This is a genomic window from uncultured Thiocystis sp. (assembly GCF_903866365.1).
Lineage (GTDB): Bacteria > Pseudomonadota > Gammaproteobacteria > Chromatiales > Chromatiaceae > Chromatium.
The window spans coordinates 27,554-43,355 of sequence record NZ_CAIPNF010000217.1 but is presented as its reverse complement, the minus strand read 5'-3'; the positions used below and the strand labels follow the sequence as shown (position 1 = coordinate 43,355).

Sequence of the window (15,802 nt, the reverse complement as noted above, 5' to 3'; positions counted from 1 at the left end):
ACGCCATTGGGGGCACCTCCATAAAGAGCTTGTCGATGCCCCTAAACAACTGAATTGCGCTGCGGTTTAGCGATGCAACCCTTTCGTTTGCACCACGCGGGAGGCAAACTCGGAACGTTGCGCGTGGCGGCGCGAAACACCGCCGTCCCCGACCTTGTCGCCGTGTCTCCCGCCAATGCCACTGCCAACAAGCATCGCGCAAATGTCTCTCGCTGACCCGTCGATATGGTCATCAGTTGCTCCATGCTACACTCGCCCTTAATTCCTTAATTTCCTCATCACCAACCGTCGGCAAGGACATGACCAGGCAGAAAACCTACCTTGTGATCTCGGCACTCGGCGAAGACCACCCCGGCATCGTCAATCAGATCTCCAGGGCCGTGCTCGAACATGGCTGCAATATCGAGGACAGTCGCATGACCGTCCTTGGCGGAGAATTCGCGGCGATGCTGCTGGTGGAAGGCAAGTGGAACACACTGGCCAAGATCGAGAACACGCTCCCCGAGCTGGAACGCCAGCTCGGCATGACGATCATCTCCAAACGAACCGGCGAACGCGCCACCAATCGCAACCTGCTCCCCTACGCGGTCGATGTGGTCTCCATGGACCACCCCGGCATCATCAACAATCTGGCGGGTTTTTTCGCGGACCGCAAGATCAATATCGAGGACATGGCCACCAGCACCTATGCCGCGGCGCATACCGGAACCCCCATGTTCTCGGTGCACATGACGGTCGGCATTCCGGCTGACATCCATATCGCCGGGCTACGCGAGGAATTCATGGATTATTGCGATGGACTCAACCTGGATGCGGTCCTCGAACCCCTGAAAGGCTGACGTCAGTCGACCGTCTGAGCGGAATCACTCGAAATCCGGACACCCCTTTGTCATCCAGCGCGGTCGCGGGCCGCGATCCATCCTTTCACCTCGAAGACCGGAGCATCACACCATGACCGCATCGATCGGCGAAACGATTCCAGATCTTGAACTCCCCGCCACCGGCAACCGGAGCGTCAAACTCTCCGATTATCGGGGCAAGCACCTCGTCCTCTATTTTTATCCCAAGGCGAGCACCCCAGGCTGCGCCCAGGAGGGTCAGGACTTCCGCGACGCGTTCGAGGAATTTGCCGCCGCCAACACGGTCATCCTCGGCACCTCGCGCGACAGCCTCAAGGCACAAGACGCATTCAAGGCCAAACAGGGCTTCAACTTCGATCTGCTGTCGGATCCGGACGAAGCGCTGTGCCGGGCTTTCGATGTCATCAAACCGAAGAAGATGTTCGGCAAGGACACGGTCGGCGTCGAACGCAGCACCTTTCTGATCGACGCGGCTGGCGTCCTGCGCCAGGAGTGGCGCGGGGTCAAAGTCAAAGGCCATGTCGCGGACGTCCTGGACGCCGCCCGCGAACTTGCCGCGCCGCCTCCCGCATGACGCGCTTGAACGATTTGATTTTCTGGATGTAAAGCGCGTCTCGCCAACCGCCGTGGTTGCTGTGATGCCTGGGTCACCAAAAACCATCCCTGTCACTCTGGACGCGGTTTACATGATCAAACGCGAAAACGACAAACCTTGTCTGTTCGTCCTCGACACCAACGTGCTGATGCACGACCCGACCGCCATCTTCCGCTTCCAGGAACACGATATCTTCCTGCCGATGATCGTCCTGGAGGAACTGGACCGCGGTAAAAAGGGCATGTCCGAGGTCGCGCGCAACGTGCGTCAGGTCAGCCGTTTTCTCGACCAGCTCATGTGCAACGCGGACAAGCAGGAAATCGACGCGGGTCTGCCGGTCAGTCCCGCCGCGGTCAACGGCGGCGGCATCGTCCAGCCGGCGACCGGCCGGCTGTTTTTCCAGACCGAACCGCTCGATCTCAAACTGCCAAACTCGCTGCCCGGCACGGTGCCGGACAACAACATCCTCGGCACCGCCCAGGCGCTGCGCGAGGTGCGCACCGACCGCCAGGTGATCATCGTCTCCAAGGACATCAACCTGCGCATCAAGGCCGCCGTGCTCGGGATCCCCGCCGAGGACTATTCCAACGATCAGGTGCTCGACGACGCCAGCCTGCTCTATACCGGCCTGGAAGTCCTGCCGGAAGACTTCTGGGAGCACCATGAGAAAACGCTCGATGCCTGGAAGGAAGCGGGCCGGACCTTCTATCGAATCCAGGGTCCGGACATCGCCGACTGGTATCCCGCCCAGTGCGTCAGTCTGGGCGAGGACGGCGCCTTCGAGGCGATCGTGCGCGAGAAGCGCACCGACACCGAGGCGGTCATCGAGCTGGTCGACGATTATCGCCTGCCCCGCCACAGCGTCTGGGGTATCAATGCGCGCAATCGCGAACAGAACTTCGCGCTCAACATGCTGATGAATCCCGAGCTGGACTTCGTCACCCTGATCGGCGCCGCCGGCACCGGCAAGACCCTGCTCGCGCTGGCCGCCGGCCTGACGCAGGTGCTCGATCGCAGTCTCTATCGCGAGATCATCATGACCCGGGTCACGGTTCCGGTCGGCGAGGACATCGGTTTCCTGCCCGGCACCGAGGAAGAGAAGATGACGCCCTGGATGGGCGCGCTGATGGACAATCTGGAGGTTCTGAACCGCCCCGAGGGCGGCGAATGGGGCCGCGCGGCGACCAACGACCTGATCCGCAACCGTATCCGCATCTCCTCGCTCAACTTCATGCGCGGACGGACCTTTCTCAACAAATACATCATCCTGGACGAGGCGCAAAACCTCACCGCCAAGCAGATGAAGACGCTCATCACCCGTTCGGGTCCAGGGACGAAATTCGTCTGTCTGGGCAACATCAGCCAGATCGACACGCCCTATCTGACCGAGACCACCTCCGGCCTGACCTACGTGGTCGATCGCTTCAAACATTGGCCGCACAGCGGACACATCACGCTCATGCGCGGAGAGCGCTCGCGGCTCGCCGATTTCGCCTCGCAGGAGCTTTAAAGCGACGCGGGGAAGGTCAAGCGCATCTAGCGTGAGCTGGACGCACGACAGAACCCTGCTGAAGGACGTCAATGAAACGCCCATGAGGACGCACCGATGCTGCATACCTTAAAAGCAACGCTCTCTCCATCCGGTCAACTCATCTTCGATGAAGAGGTGCGGATTACCCGGCCAATCGCCGTGCTGGTGACCTTGCTGGACGATCTTCAGGCTTCCAATCAGGCAACACCTGAACCGGATCCACTCGCTTGGTCCTTGAACGACGAAGAGCGGAGGATCTGGGAGGAACTGCCAACCTTTCGCGCCCTGCATCCAGTCACCCTGGATACGCTGGACATCAAACCCTGATGTATCTGCTCGACACCAATATCCTCAGTTACCTGATGCGGGGTCATCCAGGAGTACGGGCGAGCTTCGAGACGGTCAGGCGCTCCGCTGACGCGGCATTCGTCCTGAGTCCTGTCGTTGACTATGAGATCCGCCGCTATCTGCTCCTCAAGGGCGCGACTCGCAACCTGGCGCAGTACCAGTCTCTCACGGCGCTGTGGCTGACCCCCGCCTTCGATGATGCGCATTGGGAACACGCCATTCGCCTCTGGGCCGAGCGTCACCGGATCGGCAAACCCATCGCGGATGCCGACCTGCTCATCGCGGTGACTGCGCTGAGACAGCGTGCCGTGCTGATCACGAACAATATCGCCCATTTCGAAGGACTCGGGTTAGATCTCGACGATTGGAGCGTGCCTTGAGGGCGAATCCCGCCGTTGTTGCCCGCGACGAATGGGGCCGCGCGCCCACCAACGATCTCGTCCGCAACCGCATCCGCATTTCCGCGTGGCTCCCCCGCTCAATCTAGCCGCGTCGACCGTTTGACGTATGACGCGCGGCGTCATATCGTTTGACCCATGATCAAATCGTTCTGCTGCAAAGACACCGAAAAGCTGTTCGGCGGCCACTGCCCGCGCGGCTTCCGCGCCTTCCAGCGGGTTGCGGAACGTAAGCTAACGCAACTGCACGCAGCCACCACGCTGGAGTTCTTGCGCAGCCCGCCGGGGAACCACCTGGAAGCCTTGAGCGGCGACCGGGCGGGACAGCACAGCATCCGCATCAACGACCAATGGCGACTGTGCTTCATCTGGCGCGACAGCGACGCCTATGCCGCGGAAATCGTGGACTATCACTAAGGAGACGACCGCATGAACCCCATCAATGGTCTGCGTCCGGTGCATCCCGGCGAGATTCTGCGCGAGGACTTTCTGATTCCGCTTGGCCTGAGCGTAAACGCGCTGGCGTATGCCTTGCGTGTGCCGGCCACTCGCTTGCATGCGATCGTTAAGGAGCGGCGCGCGGTGACACCTGACACTGCCTTGCGTCTTGCGCGCTATTTCGGCGGCGACGCGCAGTCGTGGTTGAGTCTGCAGGCCAGTTTCGACCTGAAGTTGACCGAGCAGGCGGTGGGGTCTGACATCCTGCGTGATGTCAGACCGCGTGAGGCGGCTTAATGTCTTGTTGTTGATATTGACTTAATGTTCGGTTAGACAATCATCAGATCCCACAGAAGGCGCTGGGACACGTCTCGCCGATTCAAGCGATCAAAGACTGGTCACACAAGTGCTCGGAACGATTCAAAAAGAGGATCTATCGCCTCACGGGACTTGAGAACGACCAGCAGACGACTGCCACTCGCTCCAGCGCGGATCGGTGCGCCAGGTGGCTACCCAGCCGGGTAGCTCGTGCGCCGGTAGTGGATGGGCGATGCGGTAGCCCTGGGCCAGTTCGCAGCCAAGTTGCAGCAGCCGCTCGCCCTGCTCCAGGGTTTCCACCCCTTCGGCGATGGTTTGGCGGCGGAAGGCGGCGGCCAGACCCAGAATGCTCTCGATGATCGCCAGGTCATCCGGGTTGTCGAGCATGTCCCCGACGAAGCTGCGGTCGATCTTCAGCACGGTGACCGCCAGGTGTTTCAGATAGGTCAACGAAGAGTAACCGATGCCAAAATCGTCCAGGGCGCAACTCACCCCGAGCGCGAGGCAGTCCGCGACGACCTGGGCGACGTGAACCAGATCCTGCATCGCGCTGGTTTCCAGAACCTCCAGCGCGAGGCTGGACGGTTTGACCCTGGGATGCGCCGCCAGGAGGGCACTCAGACGCGCGACAAAGTCCGCCTGCTGCAACTGGCGAGCGCCGATATTGACGCTGACCGGGAGGTCGAGTCCGCTCGCCTGCCAGGCCTCCATCTGCGTCAGCGCGGTCTCGATGACCCACTCGCCGAGTTCGACCGCCAGCAGATCGTCCTCGATCGCCGGCAAAAACTCCTGCGGGAGCAGGAATCCGCGTTCCGGATGCCGCCAACGGATCAAGGCCTCGGCTCCGATGACCTCCCCGCTACGCAGGTTGACCTTGGGCTGGTAATAGAGCACGAATTCGCGCGCGGCGAGGGCGTGGCGAAGGCGCTCCAGACTTTCATGTCGATCGCGATGACGACGATCCTGCTCGACGTTGAAGACATGGTAACGATTCTTGCCGGTCCGTTTGGCCTGATACATGGCCTGGTCGGCCTGGCGGAGCAGGTGATCCGCATCGAGCGCGTCCGTTCCTTCGCCGTCGCCCGTGATCGGCTGCGGATGGAAGGTGACGCCGAGGCTGGCCGAGACCTGCACCTCGACCTCGCCGAGGGGCACCGGCGCGGCGGCGGCGGCGAGCAGGCGGTTGAGCAGCGGCACGCTGGCGGCTCGGTCGCCGAGATCGACCAGCAGGGCAACGAACTCGTCGCCACCCAGCCGGGCCAGGGTGTCGCCTTCGCGCAGCGTCTGCTTCATCCGGCGCGCGAGCGCGATCAGCAACTGGTCGCCGGCGTCGTGCCCGTGGCGGTCATTGATGGCCTTGAAGCCATCCAGATCGAGATAGACCACCGCCAGGTGTTGTCCCCGTCGCTGGGTCTGCGCCATGGCCTGCTGGAGACGGTCGAGCAGCAGCACGCGGTTGGGCAGCGCGGTCAGCGCGTCGGAATAGGCGAGGCATTCGAGCTGCCGTTCATGCTCCTTGAGCGCGGTGACGTCGTCAAAGACCGCCACGACCTCGCCACTGGGCAGACGATACACATAATTTTCATACCACCGGGTCAGTCGTTCGTCCTGATAATGCGCGGCGGGGAAGCGCTCCGGGATTCCGCTGGTCCAGACCCGTCGCAAGACCTCCAGCAGGCCGAATGACTCGACCCCCGGAAAGACCTCGGTCAGCAATTGTCTGATCAGTTCCTTCCGCGTTAGACCGCTGACCTGCGCGGTCACATAATTGACATCCCTGAACACGAACTCCTGTCCCTGGTCGCGGGCAGCATAGATCGCCACACCGCTGCCGATATGGTCGAACAGGGTGCGATACCGCGTTTCGCTCTCGCGCAGACGCTCTTCGGCCTCTTTGCGTTCGGTGATGTCCTGGGTCGTTCCGAGGATCCGTTGCGGCGCGCCGACCTCGTCACGGATCAGCGTGCCCAGGGAATGCATCCAATGGAGGCTTCCATCGGGCCAGACGACCCGGTAGGTATTGTCGAACTCGGCTCCCTCTTCCAGCGTGCGACGCAAGACCCTCATGCCCTGCTCGCGGTCGTCGGGGTGGACGCAGGCCTGGACGTCCGCGATCATTCCCCCGAAATCGGCAAGGTCAATGCCGAACAAGGCCGCGTGTTCCCCCGCCCAGGCCACCCGGCCGGTGGCGATCTCCCAGTCCCAGATCCCCATCGTGGCGGCCTGCAGGGCCATGTCCAGTTGCTGCTTGCTGGCTCGCAGCGCCGCCTCGATCCGCTTCTCTTCGGTGACATCCGTCAGAATGCCGTTCCAGAGTACGCTTCCGTCCGGTTGCGGAAATGGCGTGGCCTGGCCGCGCACCCATTTGAGTTGGTCGGGTTGACCGCTAGGGTGGATGCGATGTTCATGGCACCAGGGCGCGAGGGTCTGGCTCGCGCGCTCCACCGCGACCCGATGGGACGGGCGATCGTCGGGATGGATACAGTGGGTGAGCGCATCCGGGTTCGCGCAGGCGATTTCCGCCGTGACGCGATACAGGGTTTCGATGCCTGGACTGAGATAGAGAAACCGCCAGGTGCCATCGGGTCGGACCAGGAATTGATACACCACCCCTGGAATCGCCGTCATGAGCGCATTCAGCGCATCCAGTTCGGCCTGTTTGCTCGACGAGATGTCGATGATCGCGATGCGACAAACGGGCGAGCTATCGATCTCCCTGGCGATGGTGGCTTCGAGCCGCGCCCAGAGGATCGCGCCGTCCGGTTTCGCCATACGCAGCTTGCACATCCGCGGCTGAACGACGGGCTCCGAGGGCGGCGCGGCGTTCGCGGGCGCCTCAAAGAGCTGTTTGTGGAACCGGTAGTAGACATCCTGATCCTCCCTGAAAATGAATCGGGAGATCGGCTGACCGGTCAGCGCGCCGCGGTTCAGACCCAGCAGCCTGGCGACGGTTAGATTGGACTCGCGGATCAACCCCTGTTCGGAGATGGAGCAATAGCCGACCGGCGCCAGATCGTAGAGGTCGAAGTAGCGGGTCTGCATGGCCTCCATCCTGGCCTGCACGCGGCGCAGTTCCTCGTTTTGCATCTCCAGCTCGACCTGATACACCGCAAGCTCATTGACGGTCCGCTGGAGGTCTTCCGATGACAGTGCCGCGCCCGCCTCCGGCGACGGGTTCGCGGTTGCGTGCGCGATCCGCTCGGCCCGCTGTCGCAGGGTCGGTTCCGCATCCGGTTCCGAGCCCCCGCGCCGCATGCTCTGGGGGGCGGTCGATTCTGGTCGGTCATCCGGCTCTGTCATTGCGCGTCCCTATCGTTTGAAATGGCATTTGTCTGGCGACGGTTTAAAACACCCCGGTCGACAGATAGCGATCACCCCGGTCGCAGACAATGACAACGATCGTCGCGCCGCTGACCTCGGCTGAGAGACGCAGCGCCGCGGCAATCGCGCCACCCGAGGAGATGCCGGCGAAGATCCCCTCTTTCGCCGCCAGCTCGCGGGTGGTCTGCTCGGCCAGCGTCTGCGAGACATCGATGATGCGGTCGACCCCGGCGGGATCATAGATGCGCGGCAGATACGCCTCCGGCCAGCGGCGGATGCCAGGGATACTGGAACCCTCCTCCGGCTGCACGCCGACGATCTGGATCGCCGGGTTCCGTTCCTTGAGAGATCGCCCGGTGCCCATGATGGTGCCCGTGGTGCCCATGGCGCTGACGAAGTGCGTCACCCGCCCGTCGGTATCATGCCAGATCTCGGGACCGGTGGTCTCGTAATGGGCGGCGGGATTGTCCGGGTTGGAAAACTGATCGAGCCGGATGCCCTCGCCGCGCGCCTCCATGGCGTTGGCCAGATCGATGGCCGCCTCCATGCTGCCCTCCTTGGGCGTCAGCACGATCTCGGCGCCGAAGCTCTTCATCGCCCCGCGCCGCTCCGCGCTCATGTGTTCGGGCATGATGAGCCGCATGCGATAACCCCGAATGGCCGCGGCCATCGCCAGCGCGATACCGGTGTTGCCGCTGGTCGCCTCGATCAGGGTATCGCCGGGCTTGATCGTGCCGCGCTCCTCGGCGCGCCGGATCATGTTCAACGCCGGGCGATCCTTCACCGATCCGGCGGGGTTATTGCCTTCGAGTTTGGCGAGAATGAGGTTGTCGGTCGCGCCGGGCAGACGCTGCAAACGGACCAGCGGCGTCTTGCCGACGAATTCTTCGATGGTTGGATAGGGCATGGGATTGACTCGATGTCAGGATGACGATGGTCTTAAGTGTAAAACCGATTGCCGGACCATGCGCGGCGTTTCCAAGGCCGAGGTTTCGCCGCCACGTCTCGACTCCTGCCCCGCGAAGGAGTTCCGGATCATTCAGAGCCGGCCAGGGCATTCGCCCCGTCCGGAGCGTTTTCCGGCGACGAATGGTGCCTGAAGCGAGCGGGAGACCCTCACCTAAGGCGATTTGTGGGAAAGCGTCTATCCGGATGGCGTCCGAACCGGCGCGAATCCCGACTTAAACGCGCCGGACTGAACCGCGCTCGCGATGACGGACCTATTCGTGACCTGGTTCGACTGTCGCGGTCGACGACACCTCCGACTCCCGGACCAAACGCAGCGTTTCCAGCGCCTGCGCGTAATCGAAATTCCGAATCTGCTGGTCCAGGGTGCGGGCCGCGGCGCCCAGGGCGGAGAACAACAGCCCACGGGATGATTCGAACAACTCGTTCGCCTCGGTATCGCTGCTGACCAGCAGCGCGTCCAGTCGCGTCAACACCTCGGTGACGCGCGTCCAATCCACCGTCCCGGCACCACCCTTCGCGGTGCGTTGAAGCGACTCCGGCGCGATCGCGGGCAAGCGGTTCCGCAGCCCCTCGGTCAATGCCTTGAGCGTCCTGGTCAGCGCCTCCAGCGCCCGGTCGCGTTGTTCGGCTGGCGCGCCCTGCCGGACGAGGCGTTCCAGTTCGGCGGCCCGATCGCGCACCCCCTCGGCCCCCAGCATGGCGCTCACGCCCTTCAGCGAATGGGCCATTTGCCGCGCCGCCGCGAGATCGCCCGCCGCCATCCAGCCGGCGATCCGGGTCGCGTCATCCCCATGGATCGCGAGAAAGGTCGCCAGCAAACGTAAATAATGGGCCACGTCACCGCCCAGGAAACGCAACCCCACCGCAACCGTCAGCCCAGGGATGGACGCGAGCACGTTCAGCCCGTCCGACGCATCGACCGGCGCGTTGCGCGCGTCGGCGTCCGCTGCGGCGTCATCGGCACCCCCGTCCGCCTGACGTGGCGGCGGGAGCCATTTCAGGAGGGTTTTATAGAGTTTGTTCGGCTCGATAGGCTTGGCCAGATGATCGTTCATCCCGGCCTCCAGGCAGCGGCGGCGGTCTTCGTCGAAGGCATTGGCCGTCATGGCCAGGATCGGGACGGACTGGCGCCCCGGCAACTGACGGATCGCGCGGGTCGCCTGCAAGCCGTCCATGACCGGCATCTGGATATCCATGAGGATCAGGTCGTAGTCCGTCAACTGGGCCATCTCCAGCGCGACCCGGCCGTTGTCGGCGACGCTCACGCGCAGGCCGACCGCGTCCAGTAACTGGCAGGTCACTTCCTGGTTGATGAGATTGTCCTCCACCAGCAGGATGCGCGCGCCCTGGCGCCGTTCCAGTTCCCGTGCCAGCATCTCCGGCAGCACCGGACCACGGCCTTCGGCGTGGCCCAGCAGCGCGGCGGCCAGGGCGTCGTGGAGCACCGAAGGCGTCACGGGCTTGGCGAGAATTTCGGTGATGCCGGCGCGCGCGGCCTCGTCGCGCAGAAGGCTGTCGCCATAGGCGGTCACCATCAGAAAGTCGGGGTGACGCGCCAGTGCCAGCGATTGCAGTTTCAAGGCCGTATCGATGCCGTCCAGACCCGGCATTCTCCAGTCGATCATCAGCAGTCGATAGGGATCGCCGATGCGGTCGGCCGCGACAGCGGCGGCCAGTCCGGCCTCGCCGTTCGCCGCCGTGTCGGCGCGCATGCCAAGCTCGGCGAGCAGGCTGGCCAGGATGTCGCGGGCATCGGCATGGTCGTCGATGACCAGTACCCGCATGTCCCGGAAGGGTTCCAGCGTCCGCGACGGTGGCTGGCGATCGCTGGCGATCTCGAAGGGAAGCTCCAGCCAGAACAGACTGCCCCGGCCGGGCGCGCTGGTCGCGCCGATGCGCCCGCCCATCAGTTCGGTCAGGCGTTTGCTGATCGCCAGACCCAGCCCGGTTCCGCCAAAACGGCGGGTCGTCGACTCGTCGGCCTGTTCGAAGGCACGGAACAGACGCGCGACCTGGGCGCGCGTCATGCCGATACCGGTATCCGACACCTCGACCCGCAGGAGCAGGCGCTCGGGCGTTCGCTCCAGCACCTGGCCCCGGATGGAGAGACCGCCCTGTTCCGTGAATTTCACGGCATTGCCGACCAGATTGAGCAGAATCTGGCTGAAGCGGACCCCATCGCCGCGCAGCGCGGGCGGCACATGATCCAGATCCACCAGCACGTCCAGACCCTTGGTCGCGAGGCTGTCGGCGAGGAGGTCGCAGACATGATCGATGACCCGCGCCGGCTCGAAATCCTGGACCTCCAGCGTCATCTTGTTCGCCTCGATCTTGGAGAGATCCAGGATGTCGTTGATGATTTGCAGCAGATGCCGGGCGGAGTCGGAGAGTTTGTCGAGCTGGCCGAGCTGGCGGGCGGTGAGCGGATCGCGCCGGATCAGATGGGCATAGCCGATGACCGCGTTCATGGGGGTGCGGATTTCATGGCTCATGTTGGACAGGAAGGCGCTCTTGGCCAGATTGGCGGCCTCCGCGGCAAGCTTCGCCGTCTCCAGTTCGGCGGTGCGGGAGACCACCAGATCCTCCAGATGCAGACGATAATCCTCCAGCTCGCGCGTCGTGTTGACCCGCTCGGTGATGTCCTGCACGATTCCCAACCCGGCGATGGGCCGGCCATCGGCGGCGAATTCGAGTTCCGCCCGCTCCTCGACCCAGCGCGTTTCCTCGCCGACCGAAACGCGGTGGACGATCCGGTAGGGCTCGCCGCTCAAGGCGCGCGTCCAGGCGTCGAGCACCGGCGCCCGGTCGTCCGGATGAATGCAGCCGAGAAACGTTTCCAACGTCAGGGGCGTACCGGCGGGCAGACCGAAGATGCGATAGGTTTCCTCCGACCAGACCAACTGATTCTGAACGACATCCAGACGCCAGTGACCCGTCTGGGAGACCGCCTGGGCGCGATTGAGAAAGGACTCGCTCTGGCGCAACGCGCGCACGACCTCCACACGCTCCCGATTGAGCAGCGCCATGCCGAGCTGATCGGCGACCTGGCAGCCGAACGCCACCTGATCCGCGCTCCAGGCGTAGGAACGTCCGACCTGCTCGAAACAGATCATGCCGCGCGGCTGTCCACCGGAGAAGATGCCGCAATCGAGCATCGCGGTAATCCCCCGTGGCTTGAGATAGGCGTCCACATAGCCCGCGGTCCGCGGATCGGTCAGGGCGTCGCTGGCGTCGACATAGCGATCGGTCTTGATGATTTGAAACTCGGCGCGAAACTGGGCCTCCTCCAGCACGTCGCCGGCACAATGCCGCCCGCTGGCGGCATCGTACAGATCGACGCATTCGAGTTGGGTCGTGTCCACGTTGAAGCGCCAGACGGACACCCGCGCGATCCCGAGCGCCGCACCGAGCCGTTCGGTCAATTCCCCCGCGAACCGTTCCAGTTCGCCATTGATGCCGGCTTCCGCGACGCTGAGTTCGCGGATCAGCCGGGTCTGCAACTGGAGCCGTTCGGCGCGCTCCCCTTGCTCGCGCTCGCGGGCCTTCTGCTCGGCGATGTCGCGCCAGACCGCCGAAATCAGCGGACGTCCGCCATGGTTCACCATCCGAAACGTGATGGCGACCTCCCGGAACCCGCCATCCTTGCAGCGGTGGCGGGTCTCGAATCCGGCGGCCCTGCCGTCGAACAGGGCGGCGACATTCGCCGCGATCCGTTCCGCCGAGTGATCGGTCTGAATGTCGGCCACCGAGAGTCGCGCGAACTCCTGGCGGGTGTAGCCGAGTCCCTGATGGGCGGCGGCGTTGAACTGAACGAAGCGGTTGGTCAGGGGGTCCACCAGCAGGATGGCGTCCGTGGTCTGGCCGAACATGGTTTCGACCAGCGTCTCCTGCTCCCGGAGCACGCGCTCCGCCTGACGGCGATCGACGATGTCGACCAGGCGGCGCACGATGGTTTGCGCCAACTGCACTTCTTCCGGCAGAAAGGGAGCGTCATTCAATCCCGGCGGCGGTGCGCGGTCGTAGGCGAGCGTCAGATGCATGGGTTCGCCCTGTCCGGTCCGGTCTTCCACCGTCAGCATCCAGTCCTTGACGGCAAAGCCCGGCGTACCGTATTCGCGTGCGCCCCAGGCGATGCGAGCGGTCACCAGCGCGGGAAATTGCAGGGCGGGGCCGAGCAGCGTCAGCACGCGACCGACGATCGTCTCGATCGGGGCGACGGGATCCTCGGAGACACGAAAGACCTCATAGAGACAGCGCTGCTCCTTCACGCGCTCGCCCAGCAGGAAACGCTCCCGTTGCAACTGCGCCTCGGCCCGTATGCCGCCGGTGATGTCGCGGATGATGGTGACGCAGCCCTGACCGTCGGCCACGCGGCTCACCCGAGCATCGTAATACCGCAGACCATCCGGCATCGGCAGCGCATAGTCGAACAGCACCAGCTCGCCGGTGCACAGCGCGGCGGTCAGCTTCTCGTTGAACCGCGCGGCGACCTCGGGCGGCAGCACCTCCTCGACCCGCTTGCCGAGAAAGACCTCGGGCGGGACATAGAGCGACACGTCCCGGCGCGTCCGGTAGTCCAGCAGGGTGCCATCGGCATCGGTCAGAAAATAGAGATCCGGGATCGTCAGGCAGGATTCCAGGACGAATTCCTGCAATTGCGCCCGGCGCTCGGCCACGCGCGCGTCGGGGGGAAGGTCGGTCGCGCTCATGCGGTCTCTCGTGGCAGGGGATCGGCGAACCGCTCCTGGACCTCGGCGAAGGCGTCTCGAAGCGCGACGAAGGCGTCGACGACGGCCGGATCGAAATGCCTGCCCCGCTGTTCGAGGATGAAGTTGGCCGCCGCGTCCGGTTCCCAGGGGGTCTTGTAGACGCGGCGCATGGTCAGTGCGTCATAGACATCGGCGAGCGCCATCAGGCGGGCCGGCAGCGGGATCGCCTCCCTCGCCAGCCCCTGCGGATAACCGGTGCCGTCCCATTTCTCGTGATGTCTCATGGCGATGACTTCGGCCACTTCCAGCATGGCCAGCGGTCGCGGCTTGGCGTCGTCCGTCCCGCCCGCGTTCAGGAGTAGCGACTTGTCGATGGCGCGCCGAATCGCCTCGGCGCCAAGGCGGGCGTGTGTCTTCATGATCTCCCACTCCTCGGGGTCGAGCTTGCCGGGTTTCAGTAAAATCCGATCCGGAATGCCGATCTTGCCGATGTCGTGCAGCGGAGCGGCCTTGACGATGACGCTCAGACGCAACGGGTCGAGATCCGAAGCAAAATCCGGATGGCTCTGAAGCTGGCGGCCCAACAGATCGACATAGGTCTGCGTGCGCAGAATATGATTGCCGGTCTCGGTGTCGCGCGTCTCGGCCAGTTCCAGGATCACCGCCAGGCTGACGTTCTGAATCAGCAGATTCTCGCGGGTGCGCCGGTCGATCTCGGTTTCCAGCCACGCATTCTGCACCGACAGCCGATCGCGGGATTGTTTGATTTCCAGATGGGTGCGCACGCGCGCAAGCAGGATCGCGGGCTTGACCGGCTTGACGAGATAGTCCACCGCGCCGAGCCGCAGCCCCTTCTCCTCATCGATGTCGTCGCTCAAGGCCGTGACGAATATCACCGGGATCCGCCGGGTTCGCGCATCCGCGTTTAATCGGGCCAGCGTGGTATAGCCATCCATGCCCGGCATCATGACATCCAGCAGGATCAAATCCGGACATGGCGCGACGAGGACCGCCGCCAGTGCCTGCTCGCCGGTCTTGCAGGCGCGGACCTGATAGTCCGGATTTAAGAGTTTCGTCAACACCGACAGATTGGCCGGCTCGTCATCGACGATCAAAATTGTTGGCTTTAACATGGCCACTGACCCGAGAAATCCGCCTCATGTCGCACGGACGACCAAGATGAACCGCGTCCAGCGTGAAAACGTCATTATCATGCCGCAATCGCTTGTCCGTAAGAAAATTTATCCGCGCTCGCCCTGCAAGCAAGGGCATCCGAGCGGGCGAGACGGTTATACTCTGGTGACTTCAGACACCCTGACCGCCTCCCGCCATGCCCGCCGTTGCGCCTGACGCGCTGCTCGATCCCAAGAATGACTACGTCTTCAAGCGCCTCTTTGGCGAGGCCCCCGAGCTGCTGGTGTCGTTGATCAACGACCTGCGCCCGGATCTGCCCGAGATCCGTTCGGTGGAGATCCTCAATCCCGGCATCAACGCCGAGGAATTGCGCGGCAAGTACATCATCCTCGACGTCCTGGCGCGCGATGGCGAGGGGCATGCCTACAATATCGAGATCCAGGTGCGCCGTTATGTTGCCTGGCACCAGCGGGCGCTCTACTATCTGGCGCGGATGCTGGCGCATCAATTGGAGCAGGGCGAGGACTACGCCACGTTGCGCGCGGCGGTCGGCATCCATCTGCTGGACTTCGACCTGTTCGCCGACACGCCGGAGCAGCGCGCGCAGTCGCGGTGGCGTTTCGAGATGCGCGACGCGGACCAACCCAGCGTCATCCTGGGGAACCGACTCCAGTTGAACCTGATCGAATTGAAGAAAGCGGACCGGCTCGGGCTCGGTGCCGATCCGCTGTCCGCGTGGATCACCTTTTTCGAGCATTGGCGCGAGGAGCAAACCATGGCCGCGATCGAACATGCCCCGATTCAAGAGGCGCTGAACCGCGTGCGTCAGTTGAGCGCCGACGAGGAAGCGCGGCGCCTGGCCTTCGTGCGCGAGCGGGCGCTGCACGATGAGGTGTCCTTGCTCAAGGAGGCGCGCGAGGAGGGCGAGCGGCTCGGGATGCAGAAAGGCCGCCTGGCGGCGGCGCAGGACACCGCCCGCAACCTCATCGCGCTCGGCGTGCTCAGCGATGGGCAGATCGCCCAGGCCACGGGACTGCGCGTGGCACAGGTCGAGGCACTGCGCTCTGCCGACCCGTCCTGAGCCTGACACCGTTCGGCGGTGTTACGAGATCCCGACTGAAATTTCGGCGCGTCTGTACTAGAGTTCGCCACTCCATCGGCCGGAATGAGACACCGAGATA

The 15,802-nt window shown here is 63.8% G+C and carries 12 protein-coding genes; 8 read left to right on the top strand and 4 right to left on the bottom strand.

Annotated features, from left to right (window positions below):
- Nucleotides 1-299: 299 nt before the first annotated feature.
- The 7 genes from QZY07_RS12405 to QZY07_RS12375 all read left to right on the top strand — a co-directional run bounded on the left by QZY07_RS12405 (nt 300) and on the right by QZY07_RS12375 (nt 4,467).
- Nucleotides 300-839, top strand: coding sequence for a glycine cleavage system protein R (locus tag QZY07_RS12405; protein ID WP_295402989.1), 540 nt, complete (start codon nt 300-302; stop codon nt 837-839).
- Between the two features lie 112 nt (nt 840-951).
- Complete coding sequence (locus tag QZY07_RS12400; RefSeq protein ID WP_295402986.1) at nt 952-1,434, top strand: peroxiredoxin; 483 nt, start codon at nt 952-954, stop codon at nt 1,432-1,434.
- Between the two features lie 112 nt (nt 1,435-1,546).
- Entirely contained in the window at nt 1,547-2,965 is a 1,419-nt protein-coding gene (locus QZY07_RS12395) for a PhoH family protein (protein WP_295402983.1), read from the top strand.
- Nucleotides 2,966-3,061: 96 nt separating this feature from the next.
- The gene (locus QZY07_RS12390) at nt 3,062-3,313 is read left to right on the top strand and encodes a hypothetical protein (RefSeq protein ID WP_295402980.1); all 252 of its coding nucleotides are present in this window, start codon (nt 3,062-3,064) and stop codon (nt 3,311-3,313) included.
- Nucleotides 3,313-3,714 (top strand): PIN domain-containing protein, encoded by a 402-nt coding sequence (locus QZY07_RS12385; RefSeq protein ID WP_295402979.1) that lies wholly within the window; start codon nt 3,313-3,315, stop codon nt 3,712-3,714. Before QZY07_RS12390 ends, QZY07_RS12385 begins: the two co-directional genes overlap by 1 nt.
- Before the next feature lie 156 nt (nt 3,715-3,870).
- Entirely contained in the window at nt 3,871-4,149 is a 279-nt protein-coding gene (locus QZY07_RS12380; RefSeq protein ID WP_295402976.1) for a type II toxin-antitoxin system RelE/ParE family toxin, read from the top strand.
- A gap of 12 nt (nt 4,150-4,161) precedes the next feature.
- On the top strand, nt 4,162-4,467 hold the full coding sequence (locus QZY07_RS12375; RefSeq protein ID WP_295402974.1) for a HigA family addiction module antitoxin: 306 nt from the start codon (nt 4,162-4,164) through the stop codon (nt 4,465-4,467).
- Nucleotides 4,468-4,611: 144 nt separating this feature from the next.
- Here QZY07_RS12375 and QZY07_RS12370 read toward each other — a convergent pair whose 3' ends face one another.
- The 4 genes from QZY07_RS12370 to QZY07_RS12355 all read right to left on the bottom strand — a co-directional run bounded on the left by QZY07_RS12370 (nt 4,612) and on the right by QZY07_RS12355 (nt 14,620).
- On the bottom strand, nt 4,612-7,788 hold the full coding sequence (locus tag QZY07_RS12370; RefSeq protein ID WP_295402971.1) for an EAL domain-containing protein: 3,177 nt from the start codon (nt 7,786-7,788) through the stop codon (nt 4,612-4,614).
- A 43-nt stretch (nt 7,789-7,831) separates the two neighbouring features.
- Nucleotides 7,832-8,716 (bottom strand): cysteine synthase CysM, encoded by an 885-nt coding sequence (gene cysM / locus QZY07_RS12365; protein WP_295402969.1) that lies wholly within the window; start codon nt 8,714-8,716, stop codon nt 7,832-7,834.
- 313 nt (nt 8,717-9,029) lie between these two features.
- Complete coding sequence (locus tag QZY07_RS12360; RefSeq protein WP_295402966.1) at nt 9,030-13,487, bottom strand: response regulator; 4,458 nt, start codon at nt 13,485-13,487, stop codon at nt 9,030-9,032.
- Nucleotides 13,484-14,620, bottom strand: coding sequence for a two-component system response regulator (locus QZY07_RS12355; protein WP_295402963.1), 1,137 nt, complete (start codon nt 14,618-14,620; stop codon nt 13,484-13,486). The genes QZY07_RS12360 and QZY07_RS12355 overlap by 4 nt, the downstream gene beginning before the upstream one ends.
- Before the next feature lie 197 nt (nt 14,621-14,817).
- Between QZY07_RS12355 and QZY07_RS12350 the strand changes: the two genes are divergently transcribed.
- On the top strand, nt 14,818-15,702 hold the full coding sequence (locus tag QZY07_RS12350; RefSeq protein ID WP_295402960.1) for an Rpn family recombination-promoting nuclease/putative transposase: 885 nt from the start codon (nt 14,818-14,820) through the stop codon (nt 15,700-15,702).
- Nucleotides 15,703-15,802: the final 100 nt, after the last annotated feature.